At 65.4% G+C, this 23,251-nt stretch carries 20 protein-coding genes; 18 read left to right on the plus strand and 2 right to left on the minus strand.

The features are described from left to right. Positions 1 to 114: 114 nt before the first annotated feature. The 6 genes from VFO25_06940 to VFO25_06965 all read left to right on the plus strand — a co-directional run bounded on the left by VFO25_06940 (position 115) and on the right by VFO25_06965 (position 7,863). Complete coding sequence (locus VFO25_06940; GenBank protein HET9342633.1) at positions 115 to 1,536, plus strand: hypothetical protein; 1,422 nt, start codon at positions 115 to 117, stop codon at positions 1,534 to 1,536. 113 nt (positions 1,537 to 1,649) lie between these two features. After that, on the plus strand, positions 1,650 to 2,627 hold the full coding sequence (locus tag VFO25_06945) for a sulfotransferase (GenBank protein HET9342634.1): 978 nt from the start codon (positions 1,650 to 1,652) through the stop codon (positions 2,625 to 2,627). A 71-nt stretch (positions 2,628 to 2,698) separates the two neighbouring features. Further along, complete coding sequence (locus tag VFO25_06950) at positions 2,699 to 3,805, plus strand: sulfotransferase (GenBank protein ID HET9342635.1); 1,107 nt, start codon at positions 2,699 to 2,701, stop codon at positions 3,803 to 3,805. Then, positions 3,783 to 5,063, plus strand: a complete 1,281-nt coding sequence (locus VFO25_06955; protein ID HET9342636.1) for a putative glycoside hydrolase — start codon at positions 3,783 to 3,785, stop codon at positions 5,061 to 5,063. The genes VFO25_06950 and VFO25_06955 overlap by 23 nt, the downstream gene beginning before the upstream one ends. A 436-nt stretch (positions 5,064 to 5,499) precedes the next feature. After that, a complete protein-coding gene (locus tag VFO25_06960; protein ID HET9342637.1) occupies positions 5,500 to 6,768 on the plus strand; it encodes a glycosyltransferase in 1,269 nt (422 codons plus the stop codon). Between the two features lie 102 nt (positions 6,769 to 6,870). Then, entirely contained in the window at positions 6,871 to 7,863 is a 993-nt protein-coding gene (locus VFO25_06965) for a sulfotransferase (GenBank protein ID HET9342638.1), read from the plus strand. Positions 7,864 to 7,902: 39 nt separating this feature from the next. Here VFO25_06965 and VFO25_06970 read toward each other — a convergent pair whose 3' ends face one another. Both VFO25_06970 and VFO25_06975 read right to left on the minus strand, forming a co-directional pair. Then, positions 7,903 to 8,685, minus strand: a complete 783-nt coding sequence (locus VFO25_06970; protein HET9342639.1) for a GNAT family N-acetyltransferase — start codon at positions 8,683 to 8,685, stop codon at positions 7,903 to 7,905. Between the two features lie 11 nt (positions 8,686 to 8,696). Continuing rightward, positions 8,697 to 9,161 carry a hypothetical protein gene (locus VFO25_06975; GenBank protein HET9342640.1) on the minus strand — a complete coding sequence of 155 codons (465 nt, stop codon included), beginning with the start codon at positions 9,159 to 9,161 and terminating at the stop codon, positions 8,697 to 8,699. Positions 9,162 to 9,289: 128 nt separating this feature from the next. Between VFO25_06975 and VFO25_06980 the strand changes: the two genes are divergently transcribed. The 12 genes from VFO25_06980 (at position 9,290) to VFO25_07035 (ending at position 22,546) form a co-directional block, all read left to right on the plus strand. After that, complete coding sequence (locus tag VFO25_06980; GenBank protein ID HET9342641.1) at positions 9,290 to 10,492, plus strand: prenyltransferase/squalene oxidase repeat-containing protein; 1,203 nt, start codon at positions 9,290 to 9,292, stop codon at positions 10,490 to 10,492. A gap of 60 nt (positions 10,493 to 10,552) precedes the next feature. Then, complete coding sequence (locus VFO25_06985) at positions 10,553 to 12,286, plus strand: asparagine synthase-related protein (protein HET9342642.1); 1,734 nt, start codon at positions 10,553 to 10,555, stop codon at positions 12,284 to 12,286. Positions 12,287 to 12,474: 188 nt separating this feature from the next. Beyond that, on the plus strand, positions 12,475 to 13,914 hold the full coding sequence (locus VFO25_06990) for a sugar transferase (GenBank protein HET9342643.1): 1,440 nt from the start codon (positions 12,475 to 12,477) through the stop codon (positions 13,912 to 13,914). Then, positions 13,911 to 14,825: an XrtA system polysaccharide deacetylase gene (locus VFO25_06995; protein ID HET9342644.1), complete on the plus strand. Its 915-nt coding sequence runs from the start codon at positions 13,911 to 13,913 to the stop codon at positions 14,823 to 14,825. Before VFO25_06990 ends, VFO25_06995 begins: the two co-directional genes overlap by 4 nt. A gap of 20 nt (positions 14,826 to 14,845) precedes the next feature. Beyond that, complete coding sequence (locus VFO25_07000; GenBank protein ID HET9342645.1) at positions 14,846 to 16,069, plus strand: hypothetical protein; 1,224 nt, start codon at positions 14,846 to 14,848, stop codon at positions 16,067 to 16,069. Between the two features lie 103 nt (positions 16,070 to 16,172). Next, positions 16,173 to 18,071, plus strand: a complete 1,899-nt coding sequence (locus tag VFO25_07005; GenBank protein HET9342646.1) for a PQQ-binding-like beta-propeller repeat protein — start codon at positions 16,173 to 16,175, stop codon at positions 18,069 to 18,071. A gap of 70 nt (positions 18,072 to 18,141) precedes the next feature. After that, positions 18,142 to 18,234, plus strand: coding sequence for a pyrroloquinoline quinone precursor peptide PqqA (gene pqqA / locus VFO25_07010; GenBank protein HET9342647.1), 93 nt, complete (start codon positions 18,142 to 18,144; stop codon positions 18,232 to 18,234). Positions 18,235 to 18,238: 4 nt separating this feature from the next. Beyond that, positions 18,239 to 19,135 (plus strand): MBL fold metallo-hydrolase, encoded by an 897-nt coding sequence (locus tag VFO25_07015; GenBank protein ID HET9342648.1) that lies wholly within the window; start codon positions 18,239 to 18,241, stop codon positions 19,133 to 19,135. Beyond that, on the plus strand, positions 19,128 to 19,823 hold the full coding sequence (pqqC, locus tag VFO25_07020) for a pyrroloquinoline-quinone synthase PqqC (GenBank protein HET9342649.1): 696 nt from the start codon (positions 19,128 to 19,130) through the stop codon (positions 19,821 to 19,823). The genes VFO25_07015 and pqqC overlap by 8 nt, the downstream gene beginning before the upstream one ends. Next, positions 19,802 to 20,104 carry a pyrroloquinoline quinone biosynthesis peptide chaperone PqqD gene (pqqD, locus tag VFO25_07025; protein ID HET9342650.1) on the plus strand — a complete coding sequence of 101 codons (303 nt, stop codon included), beginning with the start codon at positions 19,802 to 19,804 and terminating at the stop codon, positions 20,102 to 20,104. The genes pqqC and pqqD overlap by 22 nt, the downstream gene beginning before the upstream one ends. Position 20,105: 1 nt before the next feature. Next, positions 20,106 to 21,191, plus strand: a complete 1,086-nt coding sequence (gene pqqE, locus VFO25_07030; protein HET9342651.1) for a pyrroloquinoline quinone biosynthesis protein PqqE — start codon at positions 20,106 to 20,108, stop codon at positions 21,189 to 21,191. After that, positions 21,188 to 22,546 carry an alkaline phosphatase family protein gene (locus VFO25_07035; GenBank protein ID HET9342652.1) on the plus strand — a complete coding sequence of 453 codons (1,359 nt, stop codon included), beginning with the start codon at positions 21,188 to 21,190 and terminating at the stop codon, positions 22,544 to 22,546. The genes pqqE and VFO25_07035 overlap by 4 nt, the downstream gene beginning before the upstream one ends. The last annotated feature ends 705 nt before the right edge of the window (positions 22,547 to 23,251 follow it).

Genomic DNA, 23,251 nt, shown 5'->3' on the forward strand with positions numbered 1-23,251 from the left:
CTTATGATTGGCGTGACTACTCGTCGTGGGGACGGGCCGCGCTTACGCGGTCCGCGTTGTGCTCAACTGCGATCATCGCTCGGATTTTTACGACTAGCAAGCGCGATAGCCGCGTTGTCGGCCGTATTTCTTGTCGGCGGCTGCGGAGGCGGCGGGGGCGGCAGCAGCGTCGTCCAGCCGGTGATCGTTCCGCAGAAGAAGCCCACCCCGACCCCGACCCCGTCCGGTGCTCCCTCGCCGACGCCGACACCGTCGTCCACGCCGCATCCGTCGCCGACGCCGAGCAGCACGCCGACGCCGAATCCGACCGCGACGCCGACGCCGCATCCGACCGCAACGCCGACACCGCATCCGACGCCGACGTCGACGCCGCAGCCGACGCCGACCCCCGGGCCGATCTCGATGATCCACGTGCACACGTGGCAAGACCTGGCTACCGGTGACGGCAATCGCCTGTCGTCGTGGACCCAGACGACACCGTGGCTCGACTACGTCGACACCGACGCGCAAGATTCTCTCGCGATGCACGACGCCGGTCTGACCGTCGCCTTCTACACCATACCGAACCGCCAAGGCCCTGGCGATCCGATGTATTCGAACGACGAATCGACATTCGCACACGACTGCTCCGGTAACCGCATCGATTCGCTCGGGGTCGGCGTCGGCCGCTACCTCATGGATCCGCACTCGACCGATCTCGGCGGGATGTGGGAATCGTACGTCCAGAGGATGGTCGGCAACGGCGCTTGGATCGACTACGTCTTCGAAGACAAGGCCGATAACATCAATAAGACAAGCGCGCCGCCGTGCAATTTCGACCAGACCGATTGGACGAACGCGAGCAACCAGCTCGACTCGTACATGACCTCGCACATCATCTACAACTCGCTGAGCAACACCGGCTCGCAAAACGGTCAGCCGACCGTCGCTCCCTCGATCGCGCTCAACCCGGGGGCCGCCGGCGGCATGTCGGAAGACTGCTACTCCAAACAGGACAACACGCTGCGCACGAAAGTCTCGTGGCAGGCGACCGAACTGACCGAGATCGACATGGCGAACTCCCAGAAGTTCTTCGTCTGCAACGGCGGCATGTCGACCGCCGGATCGACGGCGATCCAAGCGCGCCTCTATCAATACGCGTCGTATCTGCTGACCTACGACCCGAACACGACGTTCTATATGACGCACTATGGCGACTACTCCGGCCTGTTCGTCTATCCGGAAGTCCAGCTTGTGGCGAAGCAGCCGGTCATCGCGGAGCCGTCGAACATCGCATCGCTGCTCCAATCGGGCGGCACGTACGCGCGACAGTACCGAGCGTGCTACGTCGCGGGCAACTTCGTCGGCCCGTGCGCAGCGGTCGTCAACAGCGGCAGCGCGGGCATGCAGTCGCAGCCCTTCCCGTATCCGGGGCAATACGCTCACACGCTCGTGCTGAGCGGCAGCGGCGTGCTCGACGGGGGTTCGATCGCGACGAACGGCCCCGCGCCGCCTTCGTCGGTGGCGCCGAGCACAGCGGTCATCGCCTTCCCGTAGGTCGCAAGTCCCGCCGTTTCGGCGGGTGGCCTAGACGCGCGGCGTGAAGCGAACATCCCGTGACGCCGTTCCCCACATTCGATAAGGCTCGCACAGCCCTCACGGAGCGAGCGGTGATCTTCGCGCGTCGCGCGGGCCGCCTTTTCCCGCGCGTCTATTTCGATCGCGACGGCGACTACCGCCACACGCTGCTGCTCGTCGGCTCCGGACGCAGCGGAACGTCGTGGGTTCCCGACGTCATCAACTACGATCACTCGTATCGCTATCTATACGAGCCGTTCCACTCCAAGCACGTGCCTGCCGCGCGCGACTGGCTTCCGCGGCAGTACGTCCGCATCGACGACGACGAACCGCGGCGCGTCGACCTTGCGACGAGCATCTTCACCGGCCGCTTGCGCAATGCGTACGCCGACGCGTACAACCGCTGCGTCGTCGTCCATCGTCGCCTTGTCAAAGACACGCGGCTCCAACTCGCGCTCGGTTGGATCCGCAAACGCTTCGTCGGGATGCCGATGATCTACCTCATGCGGCATCCATGCGCGGTCGTCAACTCCCGCATCCAGCTCGGGCGCGATTGCGATCTCGCGCGCATGTTCTTCTCGCAGCCCCAGCTCATGGAAGATCACCTCGGGCCTTTCCGCACCGAGATGGAGCGCGCGCGAGACGATTTCGAGCGGCACGTGTTCATCTGGTGCGTCGAGAACTACGTGCCGATGCGCCAGCTGCACGCCGGCGACGCGCATCTCATCTTCTACGAGGACGTCTGCGAGAATCCCGAAGGCGAGCTGCAGCGGCTCGCTGCATTTCTTGGCGCCGCCTTCGACGAGCGCGCGATGCGCAACGTCGGCAAAGCGTCGGTGCAGGCGCGCAAATATCACGGCGGCCGCACGAGCGCGATCGTCACGGGCGCGAGCCTCGTCGAAGCGTGGAGAGCGTACGTCTCACCCGAGCGTGCGAAACGTGCCATCGAGATATTGCGTTTGTTCGGCCTAGAGGCTATCTACGACGAAGACCCCAGGCCGCGCGCTCACAGCGCGGACGCGATGTTCTCACAGAGTTCTAACGGACCCACGGTGCAGGCGTCCCGCTGATCATCACTGAAATCACGAAGCCGGAACGTTTCGACTGAAAAGGAGAGCCGGGCTTGGGTAAACGTGGTTCTATGTTGAGCAGATTGAGCGAACGCTGGCGGCCGGTGTATCGGCCGCGCTGGAATTCGCTCCGGAGCAGGCTCATCTTCGAGACGAACAACGACTACCACAGCGCGGTATTCCTGTCGGCGGCGGCGCGGACGGGAAGCACGTGGATCTCCGAGACGATCAACTATCGCAACGACTACCGCTACCTGTTCGAGCCGATCTCGCTCTATCGATATCTGTTGACCGACCGTTACCGCCCGCTCTTGCCAGGACCGGAAGAAGGCATCATCGCGCGTTCGCCCTACCATTTCGTCCACGACCGCGAACCGATCGACACGCGCCTCCAGTATATCCGCCCATCCGACGACGATCCCGAGCTGCGCGCGCGCGCCGATGCCGTGCTCACGGGCAAATTCAAGAACCCGGCGGTCGACCAATACAATTACACGCCGCGAATGGTGTTCGCGAGGCGGCTCATCAAAGAGACGAAGTCCGGTCTGTGGCTGCGCTGGCTGTACGAGCAGTTCCCCGGCCTGAAGATCATCCACCTCATCCGCCACCCGGTGCCGACGATCCAGTCGCGGCTCGAGGGCAAGGCGGACAACGATCCGTCGCTGCGCATGCGCTACTTCCGCAAGCTCATCTTCGGACAGCCCGACCTCGTCGCCGATTGGCTCGAGCCGTTCCGCGGCTTGCTCGAATCCGCGACGACCGTGTTCGAGCAGCGCATGGTGGTCTGGTGCATCCAGAACTACGTGCCGCTGCGCCAGTTCAAGCCCGGCGAGATCCATCTCGCGTTCTACGAAGATTTCTGCATCGAGCCAGTCGAGTCGCTGCGCAAGCTCTTCACGTACATCGGCGAGCCGACCGACGATCGCACGATGATGCGTGCGCTCAGCAAGATGAACGCACCGTCATCGACGGTGCACGGCCGCACGATGGGCGAGATCGCGGGCTCCGGCCGGATCGACGGCATGCGGCAAGTGTCGAAGTGGCAGGCGCGCGCGACCGAGGAACAGATCGCGACCGCCGATCGTTTCCTCAAGGCATTCGGCATGGACGCCATATATACGGTGACCGATCCTCTACCCCGACAAGGAGGTACTCTTGCGCTCAGTCCGTCTCATTAGACTTATCGCAATCATATTTCTCGCGTTCTTCATCGCGAACTGCCAGAGCCATCAGACGAGCTCGGCGGCGTCGAACGGCGTGCCGACGCACGTGCTCTCGTACACGTTCTTCGGCGTCAACGGCGTGCCGAAAGGCGAACCGACCGTCGACATCGCGAGTGCGGCTAAGTGGACGACGTGGGCGATGTCGAACATCCCGATGTCCAAGCAGCTGCACGCTGCCGGCATGAAGACGATCTTCTATACGAATCCGAACCGCGTCGCGCCACGCGACAAGGCGATCTACTCGAGCGACGAGAGCCAGTTCGCGCACGATTGCTCGGGCAAGCGCATCCTCGTTCAGAAGGGCGAAGAGCGCTACCTCACCGATCCGACGTCGCCGGCCGCGCAGAGCGCTTGGAAGTCGTTCGCGAATCAGGCGATGAGCCAAGGTCAGTTCGACGCGATCTTCGACGACACCGCAGCCTCGACCGGCTCGCTCTCCGGCTTGCCGTGCAATTTCGACGAGAGCAAATGGATCGACGAGCACGTCGCTTTCGTCCAGTCGCTCGGCGTGCCCGTCATGGTCAACGCGCTCGGCGACGGCGATCTGCCGCACCAAGGCAAGGGCGCGAGCGCGACCTACAGCGTGAGCCCGATCCTCCAGATCGTCGCGCGCGCCAGCAACGTCATGGGCGGCACGTTCGAAGACTGTTACGCATCGCCGAGCCACGCGTCGAACAAGGGCGGCGACGTGACCGCCGGATCGTATTGGGAGCAGACCGAGAACACCGAGCTCGCCGTCGCGCGGCTCGGCAAGATATTCGTCTGCAATCAGCGCGCCGCGCACGAGGCGATGGCCGACGCGATCCCCGCGCGCACCTTTGCCGAGGCGTCGTTCCTGCTGACGTACGATCTGAAGTCGAGCATGATCCGCACGCAGTTCGTCTCGCCGTCGTGGTTCAACCTCGGCCCCGAGATCGAGCTCGTCGCTCTCGATCCGGTCGTGCCGACGCCGCAGACGGTCGACTCGCTGCGCTCGTCGAGCGGCGCATACGGTCGCGAGTACCGCTCGTGCTACATCGCGGGTTCGCCCGTCGGACCTTGCGCCGCCGCGGTCAACCCGGTCGTCGGCGGGTCGCGTCCGTTCCCGTTCTCAGGCTATACGCACACGATGGTGCTGCAGGGTGCGGGGATACTCGACGGCGGAACGATCACGTCGAACGGTCCGGCGCCCGGATCGATCGCTTCGCTCACCGGCGTCGTCGCCTTCAAATAACGCGTCCTCGCCGCGTTGATGATCGAACCCGCTCCCGACCCCGTAGCGGTCGAGCTTTAGCTCGACCGCCGCGGTCTCTGGAGTCGTCGCGGCGGGAGCATGTCGCTCTCGCGGGCACGCGGCGATCCGGGAAATACTTACCTTCCGCCGCTGTCTTCGGCGCCTCTCGGCGCCTCAGAACACCCGCTTAGAGCGACATGCTCCCGCCGCGCCTGTCAACACTCGTCCGCCCGACATGGCGCCGAATGCCGTCGGCCCGGCGAGGGATCGCCTCAAGCGGGGCTTGTGAGGCGGCGAAAGCCGCCGAACAGAGCGGCGTAGGTAAGTCTGACCCGATTCGAGCCGCGTCCCCGCGAAGGCGATACCCTCGCCGGGCCGACATCGAGATCGACGCATTGAGAAGGTCGAGGGCAGATACATTACATAGGTGGCGGCGATGAGGCGCGTCTTGCTCGTCGCGTATTACTTTCCGCCGCAGCCGAAGGCCGGCGCGCTGCGGCCGAGCTATCTCGCTGCGAACCTCAAAGAGTTCGGGTGGGAGCCGACGGTTCTCACCGTCGATTTTCCCGGCGATCCCGGGATTGATTGCAAGATCGTCCGCGTCAAGCAGTTGGGGAAGAGCGCCAAACTCGATTTCGTGGCGGCCGGCGAGGCCGCCGCGAACGCGAAGCGGCGTTCGGGGTTCGAACGTGCGCTGCGCGACGCCGCGCGCAACATCGTGTATTTTCCCGACGATGCGGTCGGCTGGTTGTGGCCGGCGCGGACGGAAGCGCTGCGACTGACCGCGCAAGAGCGCTATGACGCCGTCATCAGCACTGCGCCGCCGCCGTCAGCGCATTTCGTCGGACGCGCGGTCAGCGTGTCGCGTCGGATCCCTTGGGTCGCCGACTACCGGGATCTGTGGAGCGGGCCGGCAGGTCCGTACTTCGATCGCGAATTCGGCCCGCTCAAGCGCGCGTACTCGTACGCATGGGAGCGCTGGCTTCTGCGCCGCGCTACGTCGCTCACCGCGCCGACGATGGCGCATCGCGACGCGCTCGCCGAATACTTCGGCCGCCCCGACGCGATGATGATCCCGAACGCCGCCGACATGGCCGCGTGGCAGGGCATCGACGCGCCGCCGCCGCGCGAGTTCCGCATCTGCTACGCCGGCAAGCTCTACGCGAAGCTGCGCACGCCCGATGTCGTTTTCGCCGCCGTCGCGCGATTGCGCCGATCGAACGCGCTCGTCGGCCGCGCCGTGCGTTTCGATTTCTTCGGCGAGGATCCCGAGCTGGTCACCGAGTCGGCCGACAGGCACGGCGTGCGTGACGCGGTCGTCGTGCACGGCGAGGTCGACCGCCGGTCGGCCCTCACGGCGATGCGCGCGTCTGCGGTGCTCCTGCTCTTGCTGAACACGGCGGGCGACCTCGACCACATCGAGATCGCCAATCCAGGCAGCAAGATACTCGAATACTCCGGTGCGAGGCGGCCGATCCTCGCTGTCGGCGCAGCCGGCAACGCGGTCGAACGGATAATCCGCGAATCGGGGCTCGGCGTCTTCGCGAGCGATGAGTCCGCGTGCGCATCCGCGCTCGCGGCGCTGTACGATGATTTCCGCGCTGGCAAGCTCGAGCCCGTGCCGCTTCCGGGGTGGCATCCGCCGACGCCCCGCGATCTCGCCGGCGGGTTCGCATCGATCCTCGACCGGATCGCAGACGACTGATGTGGCCGACAGCGACCGCGCAGGCCGGTACGGAAGACGCGTTGTAGTCAATCGCGTGGACGCATTGACGCCGATCGATTTCGGGCGCCGCTCGGCGGACAGATGATCGCACGCGCGAAGTCGGCGCTCAAGCAGGTCTACCTGCGTGCGAAGAGCGCCGCGATCGTCGATCGCGGCGCCGATCTTAAGGCGACGGTCTTCCTCGCAGGCGGCGCGCGCAGCGGAACGACGTGGCTCTCCGAGCTCATCAACTACGACAACTCGTACCGATACATGTTCGAGCCCTTCGGCGTTCGACAGCTCGGCGATTTCTGGTACGGTTCGTACCTACGGCCGGACAACGCGGACGCCGCGACGCGCGAACGCGCGGAGTTCATCCTCAGCGGCCGTTTTCACGATCCCTGGGTCGATCAGTTCAACAAACGCCTCTCGGTCGAGCGCCGGCTCGTCAAGGAAGTGCGGGCGAACCTCTGGGTCAAGTGGCTGCGCACGCAGTTCCCGCAAGTGCCGGTCGTGCTCATCATGCGTCACCCGATCCCCACCGTGCGATCGCGCTTCAAGAGATATTTCGATGCGAAAGACCGTTCGCTCGTCGACACCGACCCAGCGAAGCGGACCGCGGAGTTCCGCCATTACCTGCTCGATCAGCGCGAACTCGTCGAAGACCATCTCGCGCCGTTCAAAGACGTCATCGAAAACGCGCAGAGCGTGTGGGACCAGCGGCTGCTCATCTGGTGCGTCCAGAACTACGTGCCGCTGCGCCAGCTGAAGTCCGGCGAAGCGTACATCGCATTCTACGAGTCGTTCTGTCTCGATCCCGTCGGCGAGCTGCGCAAGCTGTTCGCCTTTCTCGGACGCGACGTCGATGACGCCGCGGCCAAGCGCGTGTGGAAACCGTCGCCGATGGCGCGCTACGACACGATGCCCGATCCGGCCACACTCGTCAGCGGTTGGACGAAGAAGGTGACGGACGCGGACGTCGCGCGCGCGGTCGAATTGCTGAAGCTTTTCGGCTTGGACGACGTCTACGGCGCCGATCCGATGCCGAAACCGGCGGGTCTCGCAGCGCACGCTGCCGCAGCCGACGCAAGGTGAGACCGCGGCGGTCGAGCTAAAGCTCGACCGCTACAAGGCCTAGGGCGCTGACTGAGCGCGCGCTACCGCGTTGAACATGCCTTCGCCCGTCAGATTGCGCAGCGCGACGTATACCTTGCCGCGCAGCGTCAACCCGCGCTCGCAGATATAGCGCCGGACGATCTCGCCGCCGAACTCTTCCTTGAACGCGTTCACTTTGAGCAATTCGGCGTCGGTCTTGCCGTGATACCAGCCGCCGAGATCGAAGACGGGGATGCCCGCCTCCTTGAACGCGAGGATATCCCGCCACGTCTGGAAGCGGTGCGCCCGTCCGACCATCTGGCGCTCGGCCTTGTCATCGCGGAAGAACGCGATCGAGTGGAGCTGGCGTGCACGTTGCGGCGTGCGGTAGTTCGCGTGCCACGCGAGCTCGCGCCCTTCGGTCGTCCGAACGAGCGAGAGATCGAGGACGCCGGACTTCGCATACGTCATCGTCAGCTCGCGATCGAGCGGTGCAAGACCCTTGTGAGACGCGAGGTCGTCGAACGCGGCGAAGAATCGGGCGACTTGAGCGTCGTCGCACGGGAAGAAGCGTTCGTAGACGACCTCGCCGCTCTCGGCGCAGCGCCGGATCTGACGGCGCGCCTCCGGCCGGAGCTTCGAGAACAACGCGTCCTCGCTCGCGGTCAGATCGAATTCGATCGTGTAGAACTCGACGCAGCGATAGCCGGCGAGCGGTTCGAGGACGTGGAAGACTTCGTGGACGTCGACCCCGCGACGATCGTCGCGGGCATCGAACCACTCCTCGCCTCGGACGACGAAGCGCCTGCGGTACGTGAGCAACCCTTGGGCTCTTAGCTTTGCGGAGCGCCGGGCCGTGCCGGCGAAGGCGACGGCGATGGAGCGCCGCCGATCGGGGCGAACGTCGGCACGACGATCGGCGCCGGTGTGACCTGAAATGGCATCGGCGTCACGGGAGCGTAGGCCGGCGCAGGCATCGGCGTCACCGTCTGCGCGGTCGGAGCGGTCACCGGTATTTGTTTGTACGAGATCGGCACGCGCACGGGGTGCGTCGAAAACCGCGCCGTCGAGACATTGACGGTCGACGGCTTCGGAGCCGGCGCCTGCGCGAAGCCGGCGAGTTTCGCGGTGCCCGGTCCGGGCGTGATCGACGGGAGCGCACGGGGTTGGTCGAGGTTGGGGAACATGACCGTCGGCGAGGGATAAAAGCTGTTGAGGTGCAGCCGCTGGGTGACGAGCCAGTACACACCGATGATGACGAAGAGGAACAGGAAGCCGGATATCATGAGCTGGCGCATTACCCACATTGTACGGTCGAAACGCGCGCTTCACCTAGGCGTGTTCGACCCATAGCAGGGGCCGTTCGACCCTCTGGCCGCGGGAGGCTTGGCCCGCTCGGCGGGCCAATCGACATCGCAACGCAATCATGATCCACCGTCTACCGAAGGCGTTCCGAATAGCAGTCAACCGGGGCCGCGTACCGCGGCGCGCGTTCGACACGCTCGTCGCCGACCTCAACCCGACGATTCGCGTCGACCCCGGGATCGAAACGGCGATCGATGCCGGCATCGCTTGGCTCGCACGTGCGCAAGACGAGTCGACGTCGCACGATGGCGGCGTCTCGAAACATTTCAGCCTCATCTCCGGCTGGGGAAGCTCGTACCCCGAGACGACGGGCTACATCGTGCCGACCGCGATCGCGTACGCGCACTTGCGCGACGATCCGTCGCACGTCGAGCGCGCGCGGCGCATGCTCGAATGGCTCGTATCGATCCAGCAGCCGGACGGCTCGTTCCTCGCCGGCGCGATCGGATCGCGCCACGCGGTGCCGACGACGTTCAATACCGGCCAAATCCTCATCGGGCTCGCCACAGGCGTCGTCTCGTACGGCGAGCGCTACTTGCCCGCGATGCGGCGCGCGGCGGATTGGCTCGTCGAAGTGCAAGACGCCGACGGCGCGTGGCGGGCGCATCAATCGCCGCTCGTACGGCCCGGTCCAAAGGCATACGATACGCACGTCGCGTGGGGACTGTTCGAAGCGGCGCGCATCGATCCCGATCGCGGGTACGGTGAAGCCGGCTTGCGCAACGCGCGCTGGGCGCTGAGCCTTCAGACCGACAACGGATGGTTCGAGCAGTGCTCGATCAAGAACCCAGAAACGCCGGCGACGCACACGATCGGCTACGCGCTGCGCGGCGTCCTCGAGGCCTACGCCTACAGCAAAGACGCGTCGCTGCTCGCGGCGGCGCGCAAAGCCGCCGACGGCTTGTGGCTCGCGACGAAGCTCGGCGGCTTTCTTCCCGGCCGCATCGATCGTCATTGGCGTGGGGTCGCCGATTGGTCGTGCCTCACGGGCCAAGCGCAAAACGCGACGAACTGGATGCTGCTATGGAAGCACACGCGCGACACGCGCTACCTGCATGCCGCGTTCGCGTCGAATCGCTTCGTCCGCTGGACGCTCGACCTCGACGGCGACCGAGACGTCCGCGGTGCGGTAAAAGGCTCGTATCCCGTCGACGGCGAGTACGATCCGTGGGTCTACCCGAATTGGGCGACCAAATTTCTTGTCGATTCGTGCATGCTCGAAGCGGAGATCCGCCGCACGCCGTCGCTCGCGACAGGCGGCTGACGCGCTATGCCGGGAATAGTCGTAGCTGCCGGACGGCGAGCCGCCGATGCGCTCGCCACGATGACGAGAGACGGGTACACGCCGCAGTCGTTCGTGCCGGGCGGCGCGCCAGGCGGTCTCATCGCCGGCGCGGCGGCGTACGCGACATACCCGCTAACGGTCGTAAGAGCCGTCGGCTGCGCCGCTGTCCTCGAAGGCGCGGCGTACGGCGAACAGCCAGCGGATGTCGAGGCGATGCTCGCCGGACTCGCTCGCTCGTTCGCAGACGATTCCGGTGCGGCGCGCGCGCAGGCCGAGACCTGGGCGGCTAAGACCGACGGCGATTTCGTCCTGCTCGCCATCAAGGACGACGGGTCGTCCGCGCTCATCGTCAACGACCGGCTCGGCAGACTACCTTTATATATGGCCGCGCGCGACGGCAACGCCGCGATCGCGCGCGAGATCAAAGGCGTGCGCGCCGCTTGCGGCGTGGGAGACGTCGATCGTCACGCACTCGCGCAGCTGCTGCTCTTCACGTTCCCGCTCGGTTTTCGGACGCTTCACACCCATATCTCGCGCGTGCCCGAGGCGTCGTCGGCGATCATCGACCGCGACGGCGCCATCGACGTCCGGCAATACTACCGTTGGGATTTCGAGGCGCTCATCGGCGGCGGCGTAGCTCCCGATGCGCCGGAACTCGCGGAACGATTCGCCGACCGTACCGCGGCGATCGTCGACTGGGGCCGCGGGCGCAACTTCGTCCTCGGGTTGAGCGGCGGGCTCGACAGCAGGGCTGTCGCTGCCGCGTTGACGCGCGCGAGGACGCCGTACGCGTCGGTCACGTTCACTTCACGACGGAAGAAGGCCGCCGAAGAGACCGATACGTCGAAACAGATCGCGAGCACGCTCGGGATCCCATGGGAAGCGATCGTCCTCGCGCCGCCGACTTGGGAAGACGAACGCGCCATGGCGGCGATGCGCGACGGCACGAGCAACGTCGCGCTTTCGTTCCTTGCGGAGTATTTCAGGCATCTCGAGCAGCGCTTCGGCCCCAGCGCGCTCCACTTCACCGGCGACGGCGGCGACCGCGCGTTGCCCGACCTGCTCGCCGAAGTCCCGATCGCCGACCGCGAGCGTTTCCTCGAGTACCGCCTGGGCAACGCGCTCTGGAGCGTCGCGGATGCGGCGTCGCTTGTCTGCTTGTCGCGCGATGAGGTCGTCGATGCGATCCGATCGCACTTCGCGTCGTATCCAGAGCGCGATGCCTCGTATCACAACGCGCGCTTCATGATCTCCGATTGGGCGATGAACCGCCTGTTCTGCGGCGAAGACCGCAACCGGTCGTTCTTGTGGAATGCGACGCCGTTCTACGCGCAGTCGTTCTTCGAAGCAGCGATGCGCGCGCCGTTGCGGCGCAAACGTCACTACGCGCTTTACGCCGACGTCCTGCGCGCCCTCGACCCTCGCGTCGTCGGGATCGCGAAATCGAACTGGGGTCACGCCGTCGATTCGCCGCTCGTGAAGCTGACCGCGTGGCGCGACTCCATCGGCTCGCGCTTCGCGCTTGCCGCGAAGCGGGGGATGGGATCGCGAAGTGATGGCGCTCACGGGGACTACGGCACCGCCGCGCGCAATCCGGATTTCGCCGAACTCGCTCAGCGATTCGACGGTCCAGGTTTCGATCGTGAGCGGCTTGCGAGAATAGCCCGGCGGGGTCTAGACAAGTTGCAATATAACATCTTGGCTACGGCGCTGCTCTACATGAACGGCGCTTGGAGTCAGCCGCAGGACCTTTCGGCGGTGCGTCCCGTCTGACGACGCGATAAACCGCTAATCGGGCCAAAATCGCAGTCACGCGAGGGTGGGTTGGCCGGTCGAATTATGGGGACAGAACCCAAGTGGGGGTTGGGCCTTTAGGCCCTTGATGCGTCTGCGCACCGACGCCTACCATTGTGGCGTAGCTGCGACGACGATATGACGTAGATTCGTAGGAAATGAGCTCTTTGTCCGCCACTGAGCACGCACTGCCACTGACGCTGAGCCGCGCGAAACCGCAGCCGGCGCCGATCCTCTATTCTCGGGGTTGGGCGGTCGCGCTCGTCGCCCTCGACATCGTCATGCTGTTCGCCGCTTCTGCGGCAGGTCTCGCGGTCGCCTATCGGACGTGGAGCCCGGCGGTCCTTTGGCCGCACTTCGCGCAGGCGTCCATAATCTTCGTGTGCATCTGGCTCGTCTTGTTCGAGCGCTTCGGCATGTACAAGCGCTCGTTCGCGCTGTCGGTCAAAGACGAGTTCTACTACACGGTCGCGGCGCTCATCTTAGGCGTCCTCCCGCAGCTCGCGCTCTACACGCTCGTGCCGGAGATCCCGATCTCGCGCCTCGGACTGCTCGCCTCCGCCGGATTCGCGATCGTCGCCGTCGGCGGCGCCCGCGCGCTCGCTCACGGGTTGCGCAACGCCGTGCGCGCTCACCGTCCGCGCCGGATCGCGATCGTCGGCGCCGGATCGCGCATCGGGCTCGTCGCCGAGTCGCTCAATATCATCGACGGCACCGAAGTGCTGCGCCTCGACGTCGCCGACATAGACGCGACGGTCAAATCGATCAACCTCGGCGAAGACGCGCCGCTCGACGACATCGATTGGTTCAGAGCCGCCAAGGCTTGGGGCTGCGACACGCTGCTGCTCACCGAAGTGCTGCCGCCGCACGTCATGCCGCACATCCTCGAGGTCGCCGCGCAACGCCACATCAAGGTCGCGTTCGCGCCGCCTCGCGTCCAATGCCATGCGTACTCGCTGACGCTGACGACCGACGGCCATCAAGCGCTCATCGTGCCGTCGCAGCTGCGCGCGTGCACGCCCTCTGCGCGCTTGCTGAAGCGGCTCCTCGATCTCAGCCTCGCGGTGCCGGCCGCGATCGTCTTCCTTCCGATCATGGCGCTTGCGGCGCTCGCGATCTATCTCGAATCCGGTTCGCCGATCCTCTTCCGCCAGCAGCGCGTCGGACGCGGCGGCAAGGCGTTCGACATCCTGAAATTCCGGTCGATGAAGCCGGATGCCGAGTCGTCGACCGGCCCGGTGTGGGCGAGCGAACGCGACGATCGGACGACGAGAGTCGGCGCGTTCTTGCGCCGCACGAGCATCGACGAGCTGCCGCAGCTCTTCAACGTGATGTTCGGCCAGATGTCCGTCGTCGGTCCGCGGCCGGAGCGACCCGTCTTCGTCAATGAATTCCGCCGGTTGCTGCCGCGGTACGACGAGCGCCACCTCGTGCGGCCCGGCATCACCGGATGGTCGCAGGTGAACATGCGGCGCGTCCTCCAACCGACCGAGGCGGGCGAGAAGTTGAGCTACGATCTCTTCTACGTCGAGCACTGGTCGCTGTTCATGGACATGTCCGTCATCTTCAAAACGGCCGTCGAGTTCTTGTTCCACCGCGCGGCGTGAGCGCACCCGGGCGCCCGACGAGCGCGTTTTCAGTCGACGTGGAGGACTACTTCCACGTCGAAGCGTTTTCAAAGGACGTACCGCGCGAAGCTTGGACGACGTACCCGTCGCGCGTCGTGCGCAACACGACGACGCTTCTCGATCTGCTCGACCGCTATAAAGTCCGCGGCACGTTCTTCGTCCTCGGCTGGGTGGCGCAGCGCGAACCCGGCCTCGTGCGCGAGATCCGAGATCGCGGTCACGAGCTCGGCTGCCACAGCATGCTGCACCGGCTCATCTATCGGCTGACCCCGCAGGAGTTCGAAGAAGACACGAAAGCGGCGAAGGACGTGATCGAACAGGCGGCAGGCCGGGAGATCGCCGGTTATCGTGCGCCGACGTTCTCGATCACGCCGAAGTCGCTTTGGGCGCTCGACGTGCTCGCGCGCTGCGGCTTCCGATTCGACTCGAGCATCTACCCGATCACGCACGACAACTACGGAATGCCTGGCTCGCCGCGCGCGCCGTACGCCATCGCGGCGGACGCGGGCGCCGCCGGCAGCGCACGCGTCGCCGAATTCCCGATATCCGCGTTTCGCTTGCTCGGCCGCGACCTGCCGGTCGCCGGCGGCGGCTATCTGCGAATGCTGCCGTGGTGGTACAACCGAGCCGGCATCGACCGGATTCTCGACGAGCCGCGCCCCGCGATGGTGTACGTCCATCCGTGGGAGATCGATCCCGAGCAGCCGCGTATCAAGTCGCGGCTTCGCTCGCGACTTAGGCACTACACGAACCTCGGCGGCATGCAGGCTCGGCTCGAACGTTTGTTGGAACGATATGCGTTCGCGCCGGTCGGCGAGGTCCTCGCTAAGACGCCGCTAGCCGACTACAGGATCGATCGCGAGCGCGGTGCGCTCGTCGCCACCGCCTGAACGACACAGGACCCGCTTTGATGATCGAAGGTGCCTCCGGCTCGCCGAGCCGAGCGCGCGGGCGCGCCGACCTGCCGCAGCGCGCGCTCGACGAACTCGCTCGCGACAAGCGCGGGCTGCCCGCGACCGATCCGGGCTTGGACGCCGCGATCGATGCGTGCGCCGCTTGGCTGTGGCGTGCGCAGGAGAAGTCGTCGACGAACGACGGCGGCGTCGCCAAGAACTTCAGCCTCAAGCATGGCTGGGCATCGTCGTACCCGGAGACGACCGGCTACATCATCCCGTCGCTCATCGCGTACGGCGATCTCAGCGGCGACCCGTCATACGCGCAGCACGCGAAGCGGATGCTCGATTGGCTCGTCTCGATCCAGTTCGAGAGCGGTGCGTTCCAAGCCGGACAAGTCGGAGCAAAACAGCTCAAACCGGTGACGTTCAACACCGGGCAGATCCTCATCGGGTTGGCGAGCGGCGTCGCACGCTTCGGCGATGCATATCGCGTGCCGATGCGTAAAGCCGCTGACTGGCTCGTCGCGACGCAAGCTCCCGATGGCTCGTGGCCGCACAACCAGTCGCCGATGGTGGCGCAAGCCGGCGCTAAGGCGTACGATACGCACGTCGCGTGGGGATTGTTCGAGGCGGCGCGCGTCGAGCCGGAGCTGGGCTACGGCGAGGCGGGTTTGAGAAACGCTCGGTGGGCGCTCGGCGTACAGACGCCGAGCGGCTGGTTCGACAAGTGTTCGATCAAAAATCCGGCGACGCCGGCGACGCACACGCTCGGCTACGCATTGCGCGGACTGCTCGAGGCGCACGCGTACGAACCTGACGCCGCTATCCTCGCCGCGTCGCGCCTGTGTGCGGATGGTCTACTCGGCCAGCTGAGCCCCGACGGATTCTTGCCCGGGCGGCTCGACCGCAATTGGCGGCCTGCCGCGCGCTGGTCGTGCTTGACCGGCACGGTGCAGAACGCTACCAACTGGATGCTGTTGTGGCGCTTTACCGGCGAGTCGGTCTACCTCGAAGCGGCGTTTTCTGCGAACCGTTACGTCCGTCGGACGATGCTCATCGACGGCGATCCAGATATCGTCGGCGCGGTCAAAGGTTCATTCCCGATCGACGGCGCGTACGACCCTTGGGAATACCCGAACTGGGCCGCAAAGTTCGCGCTCGACTCGTTCATGCTCGAGCGCGAGGTCCGCAGGGCATCGGTCACGCCTTTCACCCCCAACCCGCGACCTCGGAGCTAAAGCCGGGGGGACCAAAGCCCTTTCACCCGCGCGTCACACGCGGGTTATGATTGGCGCGGAACCGCAAACCGCACTCTCTCCGCATTTCCGGTAACGCCATCATATGATGAACTTCGCGATCACGCTCGTCCTCGCGACCGCTCTGACGGGTATCAGCTTCTCGAACGGGGCGGCGGCCCCGCACTTGTTTTACGCCCGGCCCAGTATCGCGGCGAAGACGCCATCGCACCGCATCTCGATCGGCGTCCTCGACCAGACGTCGACTGCGGTCTACGTCCGTAACGCCGCGCCGGGATCGCGCATCGACGTCTACGCCAACGGCACGTGGATCGGATCGGCGATCGCTCGCGGTCCGGTCACTCGCGTGCCGATCCGCCACACGCTTGCGCCGCGCGCGCGGGTGTGGGCGCAGATACGGACCCGCGCCTCGTCGATGACCGTCATCTCGAACGACGGGGTTCAGATCGACGAGCCGACATTCCACTACGATTCGCTGCGCACGGGCTGGGATCCGTACGAATCGACGCTGACGACCGGCAACGTCAACCCGTCGACGTTCGGACAGCTCTGGTCGTTGCACGTCGACGGCAACGTCTACGCGCAACCGCTCTATCTCGCGAACCTCACGATGCCGGACACGACGATCCACAACGTGCTCTACGTCGCGACCTGCAACGACACGCTCTACGCGCTCGACGCCGACACAGGTGCGACGCTCTGGGTCGACACGTTCGCGAACCCGGCGCACGGCATCTTCGCGGTGCCGGCGACGAACGTGAGCAATCACAACGTGTGGCCGACGATCGGCATCGTCGGTACGCCCGTCATCGACCGCGCTGCGAACGCGCTCTTCCTCGTCACCGATCTCAAGGTCGTCAGCGGGTCGACAGTGACGTTAGAGCACCAGCTCCACTCGATCGCGCTCGACACGGGCGTTGAAAACGCGAACAGCCCGGTGGTCATCTCGGGCGAAACCCCGATGTCGGGCGGCGGAGAGGCGACCTTCTCCTCGCGAGCGCAGCTGCAGCGACCCGGTCTGCTGCTCGACAACGGAATGGTGTACATCGCCTTCGGCTCGCATGGCGACAGTCAGCCCTCGATCTCCCGCGGCTGGGTCTTCGCGTACGACGAGGTCTCGCTCGCGCAGACCGCGCTTTACACGACCGAACCGGATCCCGCGTCCGAATATCTCGCGACGATCTGGATGGCCGGCTTCGGCATCGCGGCCGACCCGAACGGAAATCTCTACGCCTCGACCGGCAATGGTGCGTTCGACGGCAACGTAGGCGGAGCGGATCTCGGCGACTCGGTGATCGAGTTGCGGCCCGACCTCACGCTTGCGAGCTGGTTCACGCCCGGTGCGATTCGTACCGAGCCTAAGAAGGATCTCGGCAGCGGCGGTGTCATGGTCATCCCGGATCAGCCTGGGACGACGATCCCGCGGCTTGCGGTCATGGCGGGAAAGACGAAGAACATCTATCTCATGAACCGTGACTCGCTCGGCGGGTACACGTCGTCGCTGCCCGACCACGTCACCCAAGTCGTGCGCGCCGGCGCGGGTACGGCGGACAAAGGCGTGCACGGTGGTCCGGCATACTTCGCGGGCCCGAACGGTCAATACGTCATCTTCGCCGGCAACCAGGACTTCTTGAAAGAATTCGCGCTCGTCACGACCCCGAACCCGCATCTCGTGCTCGCAGCCGAGTCGACGAACATCTTCCCGGGCGAGGGAGGCTCGATGCCCGTCGTGTCCTCGAACGGCACGCTGGCCGGCACGGCGATCATTTGGGCGACGACGCGGCCCGATGACATCACGCAGACACCTATAACACTCCGCGCATATGACGCTTCGAATCCGGCGGACATGCTCTTCGAAGCGCCGATCGGCTTCTGGCAGAACGCGAAGGGGAACCCCTACCTGACGCCGGCGGTCGCCAACGGCAAGGTCTTCGTCGGCGGGGCCTCGAGCGTCATCGCCTTCGGGCTCACTGGGCTGAAATGACCAATTTTCGGGTCGTGCCGGGGGACCCGGAGCGCACCGACGAACTCCGCTGCTGCGAAAGGATAGCGCCATGAAACTTCGTTGGGAACGACCGGATTTCGAGCACGTCACGCTCGGCGCGGAAGTCACCGCGTACATGGGGAGCACGAGACTCCCAGAGTGACCTGATGCATCTGCACGTGCTGGGCTCCGCCGCGGGTGGCGGGGTCCCGCAGTGGAACTGCGGATGCAAGAATTGCACGGCAGCCCGAGCGCATCGGCTGCCGCAGCGCACTCAGGCTTCGCTGGCCGCATCGGCGGACGGCAAAGCGTGGGTGCTTTTCAATGTCACGACGGATATCCGCGCGCAGCTCGCGGCAGATCCGTCAATCGCGCCGCGATCCGGGCGCGACACGCCGCTGTGCACGATCTTCCTCACCGACGCGAACGTCGACCACTGCGCGGGGGTGCTCGATTTCCGTCAGGCCGGTGAGCTTACGATATACTCGACCCGGGCGGTCCGCGACACGCTTTTGCGCAACGAGATCTTCGCACCGTTCGCGCGCGCCCCGCGGGTGTGGCACGTCATCGACGACGACCCGGTCGATATCTGCGAGCTTCGCATCTCCGTCATCCCCGTCGACGGCCTGCTCCCGTCGTACGCGGGTGGCGCTCGGATGCCCGGAGCCGCCTGCGCCTTTGTGATCGAGGACCGGCGCGGTGCGCGGGTGCTCTACGCGCCGATCTTCGCATCGGTCAATGACAAGCTCGCGACCGCCGCGGCCTCATGTGATGCCGCGTTCTTCGATGGGTCGTTCTGGAGCGACCGCGAGATGATCGCGCTCGGGCTCGGCACGCGAACCGCGACGATGATGGGGCACCAACCCGTTTCCGGGTCGGGCGGCTCGCTCGCGGCGCTGCGCGCGTGTCCTTGTCCGCGTCGCTTCTACACGCATGTGAACAATACGAATCCGATGCTCGATCCCGCGAGCAGCGAGGCCAAGCAGCTCGAAGACGCGGGTTTCGAGATCGCCATGGACGGCGCGGTGATCGAGCTGCCGGGGAAGGTCCGCGCGCGTGCTTGAGCGAGACGCGTTCGTCGCCCGGCTCACGGCGGTCGGCGCGGAGCGCTACCACGATAAGCACCCATTTCAGGTTATGATGAACGCCGGCTCGCTGTCGCCGGACCAGCTGCGGATGTGGGCTGCGAACAGATACTACTACCAGAAGAGCATCCCGAGCAAAGATGCGGCGATCCTTTCGACGCTCCCGACGCGCGAGATGCGGCGGAGGTGGATCAAGCGCATCACCGATCACGACGGCACGCTCGAGAACGGCGGCGGCGGCTTCGAGATGTGGATAGCGTTGACGCGAGCGGTCGGTCTCGACGAGGCTGACGTTCGGTCGGAGCGGTTCGTCCAGCCCGGGACGCGATTCGCCGTCGACGGCTACGTGACGTTTGCGCGCACGCAGCCATGGCTGCCGGCGGTCGCTTCGTCGCTCACCGAACTTTTCGCGCCTGCGCTCATGACGCAGCGTCTCGCCGCGCTGCTCGCGAAGTATCCGTGGATAGACCCGGCGGGTCTGGAATATTTCCGCGCGCGGATCGACATCGCGCCGCGCGATGCGGAGTACGCGCTCGATTGGGTGTGCGATCACGCGCGAACAGACGAAGCGCAGACCGCGTGCATCGACGCGCTCCGCTTCAAGTGCGACGTGCTCTGGGCGGTGCTCGACGCCACGCAAGCCGCATGCGGCAACGCATCGAGATGAGCGCGGGATCCGCAGGGCCCGTCCGCCTCGCGCGCGGCGTCCGCTTCCGCCGTTTGCCGGACGGCGCCGGCGTACTGCTCGTGCCCGAAGGAGTCGTCAATCTGAGCCAAAGCGCCGCCGCGATCGCAGAGCTCATCGACGGCGAGCGATCCTCATCCGACATCGCCGCCGCGCTGACGCAGACGTTCGACGCTCCGCAGGACGCCATAGAATCGGACGTAAACGATTTGCTCTTGCGCTTCGCCGGCAACACGTGGCTCGACGACGGACCGCAAAGCTGAGATGGACGCGCCGAAGCCGCTATCGATCCTCGCCGAGCTGACGTACCGCTGCAATCTGCAGTGCCCGTATTGCTACAACCCGCTCGATCTCCAGGCGTACCGCACGGAGCTGCCGGTCGACGTCTGGACCCGGGTCATCGACGAAGCGGCCGGTCTCGGCGTGCTTCAGGCGCATTTCTCGGGCGGCGAACCGACGCTGCGTGCGGACGATCTCGTCGTACTCGTCAAGGCAGCACGTGCGCGCGATCTGTATACGAATCTCATCACGCAAGGGACGTTCCTATCGGACGGCCTCATCGCGCGCCTCGAAGCGGCAGGGCTCGACCACGTCCAGCTGAGCCTCCAGGCGTCGCACGCGGATCTCGCGGATTCGATCGCCGGCGCGACGGTTCACGAGAAGAAGATGGACGCGCTCCGCCGCGTCGCGAAGAGCGGCATGGCGGTGACGCTCAATTGCGTCCTCCATCGCGCGAACATCGACGATGTCGACTCGATCGTCGCGATCGCCGAAGCTACGGGAGTCCGTCGCGTCGAACTCGCCAACGTCCAGTTCTACGGCTGGGCGCTGCTCAACCGTGGAGCGCTCATGCCGACGCGCGAGCAAGTCGAACGTGCGAGCGCATCGGTGGCTGCGGCTCGACGACGGCTCGCGGGGAGGGTCGAAATCGATCACGTGCTCGCCGACTACTACGAGCGCTTTCCCAAGCCGTGCATGGACGGTTGGGGTCGCAAATTCATGACGGTCGCGCCCGACGGCCGCGTGTTCCCATGTCCGGCGGCGCCGGCCGTCAAGGGCATGCGGTTCGAAAACGTCCTCGAGCGCTCGCTCGCCGATATCTGGGGTTTTTCAGAATCGTTCAACGCCTACCGCGGCACTGCGTGGATGCCGGAGCCGTGCAAGTCGTGCGACCGGCGCGAAATCGACTGGGGCGGATGCAGATGCCAGGCGTTCTTGCTCGCAGGCGACGCGGCGTTGACCGACCCCGCTTGCTCGCTCTCCCCAAACCACGGGCTTGTCGAAACCGCGATCGCAGCCGATGAGCGGCAGCCGGGATGGGAGCCGCGGAGGATGAAGACCGCGCCATGAGGCCGGATTCCGTCAGGGCTTCCGCGGCATGTGCGATCATCGCATCCGCATGCGTCGCTGCTGCGTGCGGCGCGGGCGGCGGCGGCACCGCGGCCCCGTCGCTGCCGTTAGGCCGGCCGTCGCCGCAGCCGTCGATCTCCGCCGGTCCGCAGCCGTCGCCGTCCGTCAACCCGGCGTTGAAGATCCAGCACGTCGTCATCATCGTCCAAGAAAACCGCTCGTTCGACAACATGTTCCACGATTTTCCCGGCGCCGATACCGCGCAGAGCGGGAAGATGAGCGACGGGCAGACGGTGCAGCTCACCCCGATCCATCTCGATCAAGGCTACGACCTGCGCCACCGGCACTACACGTGGTGGATGTCGTGGGACCAAGGCAAGATGGACGGATTCGACATCGACCGCTCGCCGGGCAATTCGCCGACGTTCCCATATCAGTACGTCGTGCAGTCCGACATCCAGCCGTACTGGGATCTCGCCTCGCGATTCACCGTCGCCGACGACATGTTCCAATCGAATACGGGCGGCAGTTATCCCGCGCACCTCTACCTCTTCTCGGCCCAATCCGACGACGTCAGCGGCAATCCGACAGCCTTACCGTGGGGTTGCGATGCCCCGTCGGGAACGAAGGTGTCGCTCGTCGGTCCGAACGGTACGGAGAAGCCGGGTCCGTTTCCGTGTTTCTCGTGGCCGACGCTCGCGGACCTGATGGATTCGCAAGGGATGTCGTGGCGATATTACTCGCCGCAGATCCTGACGAGCGGAGGCATTTGGAACACGCCCGACTCGTTTTCGAGCATACGATACGGCCAGGATTGGCCCCGCAACGTCGTGTCGCCGGAGACGCAGGTATTGAACGACATCCCGGCAGGGCAACTCGCGCAGGTGACGTGGATCGTGCCCTCGGGCGCGAACTCGGATCATCCGGGCTCTCAGAGCAAGACCGGTCCGAGCTGGGTGGCGTCGATCGTCAACGCGATCGGCGCAAGTCCGTTCTGGAACAGCACGGCGATCTTCGTGACATGGGATGACTGGGGCGGTTGGTATGACCACGTCAACCCGCCGCAGCTCGACGAGATGGGCCTTAGTTTTCGCGTGCCGCTTCTCGTCATCTCGCCCTACGCCCGGCACGGCTACGTGTCGCACGACCAGCACGAGTTCGGCAGCATCATCCATTTCACGGAAGAGAATTTCGGGATGCCAAGCCTCGGCAAGAGCGACGCGCGCGCGGACGACCTCAGCGATTGCTTTGATTTCACACAGACGCCCGCGCCCTTCGCGCGCATCCGCGCGCCCGTGAACGCGCAATGGCTCGTCGCGCACACGCAAAATAGCGCCCCCGACACCGACTTCTAGCCGCTCGGCCCGACGAACGCGCGCGTCGCATATCTCAAAAAAAGGGAGCGGTCGAGATTTATCTCGACCGCCGCGGCCAATCTTCCGCGATGATGTAGTAGGCCGAGCGAAGCTCGGCTGGGAACGGTCGACGTTTATCGTCGACCGCCGCAGCCAATCTTCCGCGATGATGTAGTAGGCCGAGCGAAGCTCGGCTTGGGAGCGGTCGACGTTTATCGTCGACCGCCGCGGCCTCACACACGCGCCGCGAGGCTTGTCGCTTGCGCTGGGACGCGTCGAATTCGAAATAGACCCACGCCCGAGCGGTGGGAGCGGTCGACGTTTATCGTCGACCGCCGCGATCGCGCATGGACGTGCCCGGAGGTTCGGGAGCTTTTGCCGCCTCACAAGCCCCGCTTACGGCGACAAGCCCTCGCGGCGCGCTACATCTTACAGGGCTTGACCGCGGCGGTCGAGATAAATCTCGACCGCTACCAACTCGGTACCGCTAACTCGACCGCTTGTATGTTAGCGGAGCCGGAGTATTTCCGGCGTATGCCTCCCTCACGCTGAGGGCAGCACGGTAGGGGAGTTTCGTCGACCGCTTTGGCGTCGAGCCTGCGAGGGAGATCGAGCCCCCTTCCGATGGCACGTGCGTAGATCGGACGGTATCTGCGGCCGCTCGGAAGAGCAGAGCCTGCATGCACAAGGCTGATCCGCATGCGT

It is taken from the genome of Candidatus Eremiobacteraceae bacterium (assembly GCA_035710745.1).
In the GTDB taxonomy this organism is placed as follows: domain Bacteria; phylum Vulcanimicrobiota; class Vulcanimicrobiia; order Eremiobacterales; family Eremiobacteraceae; genus JANWLL01.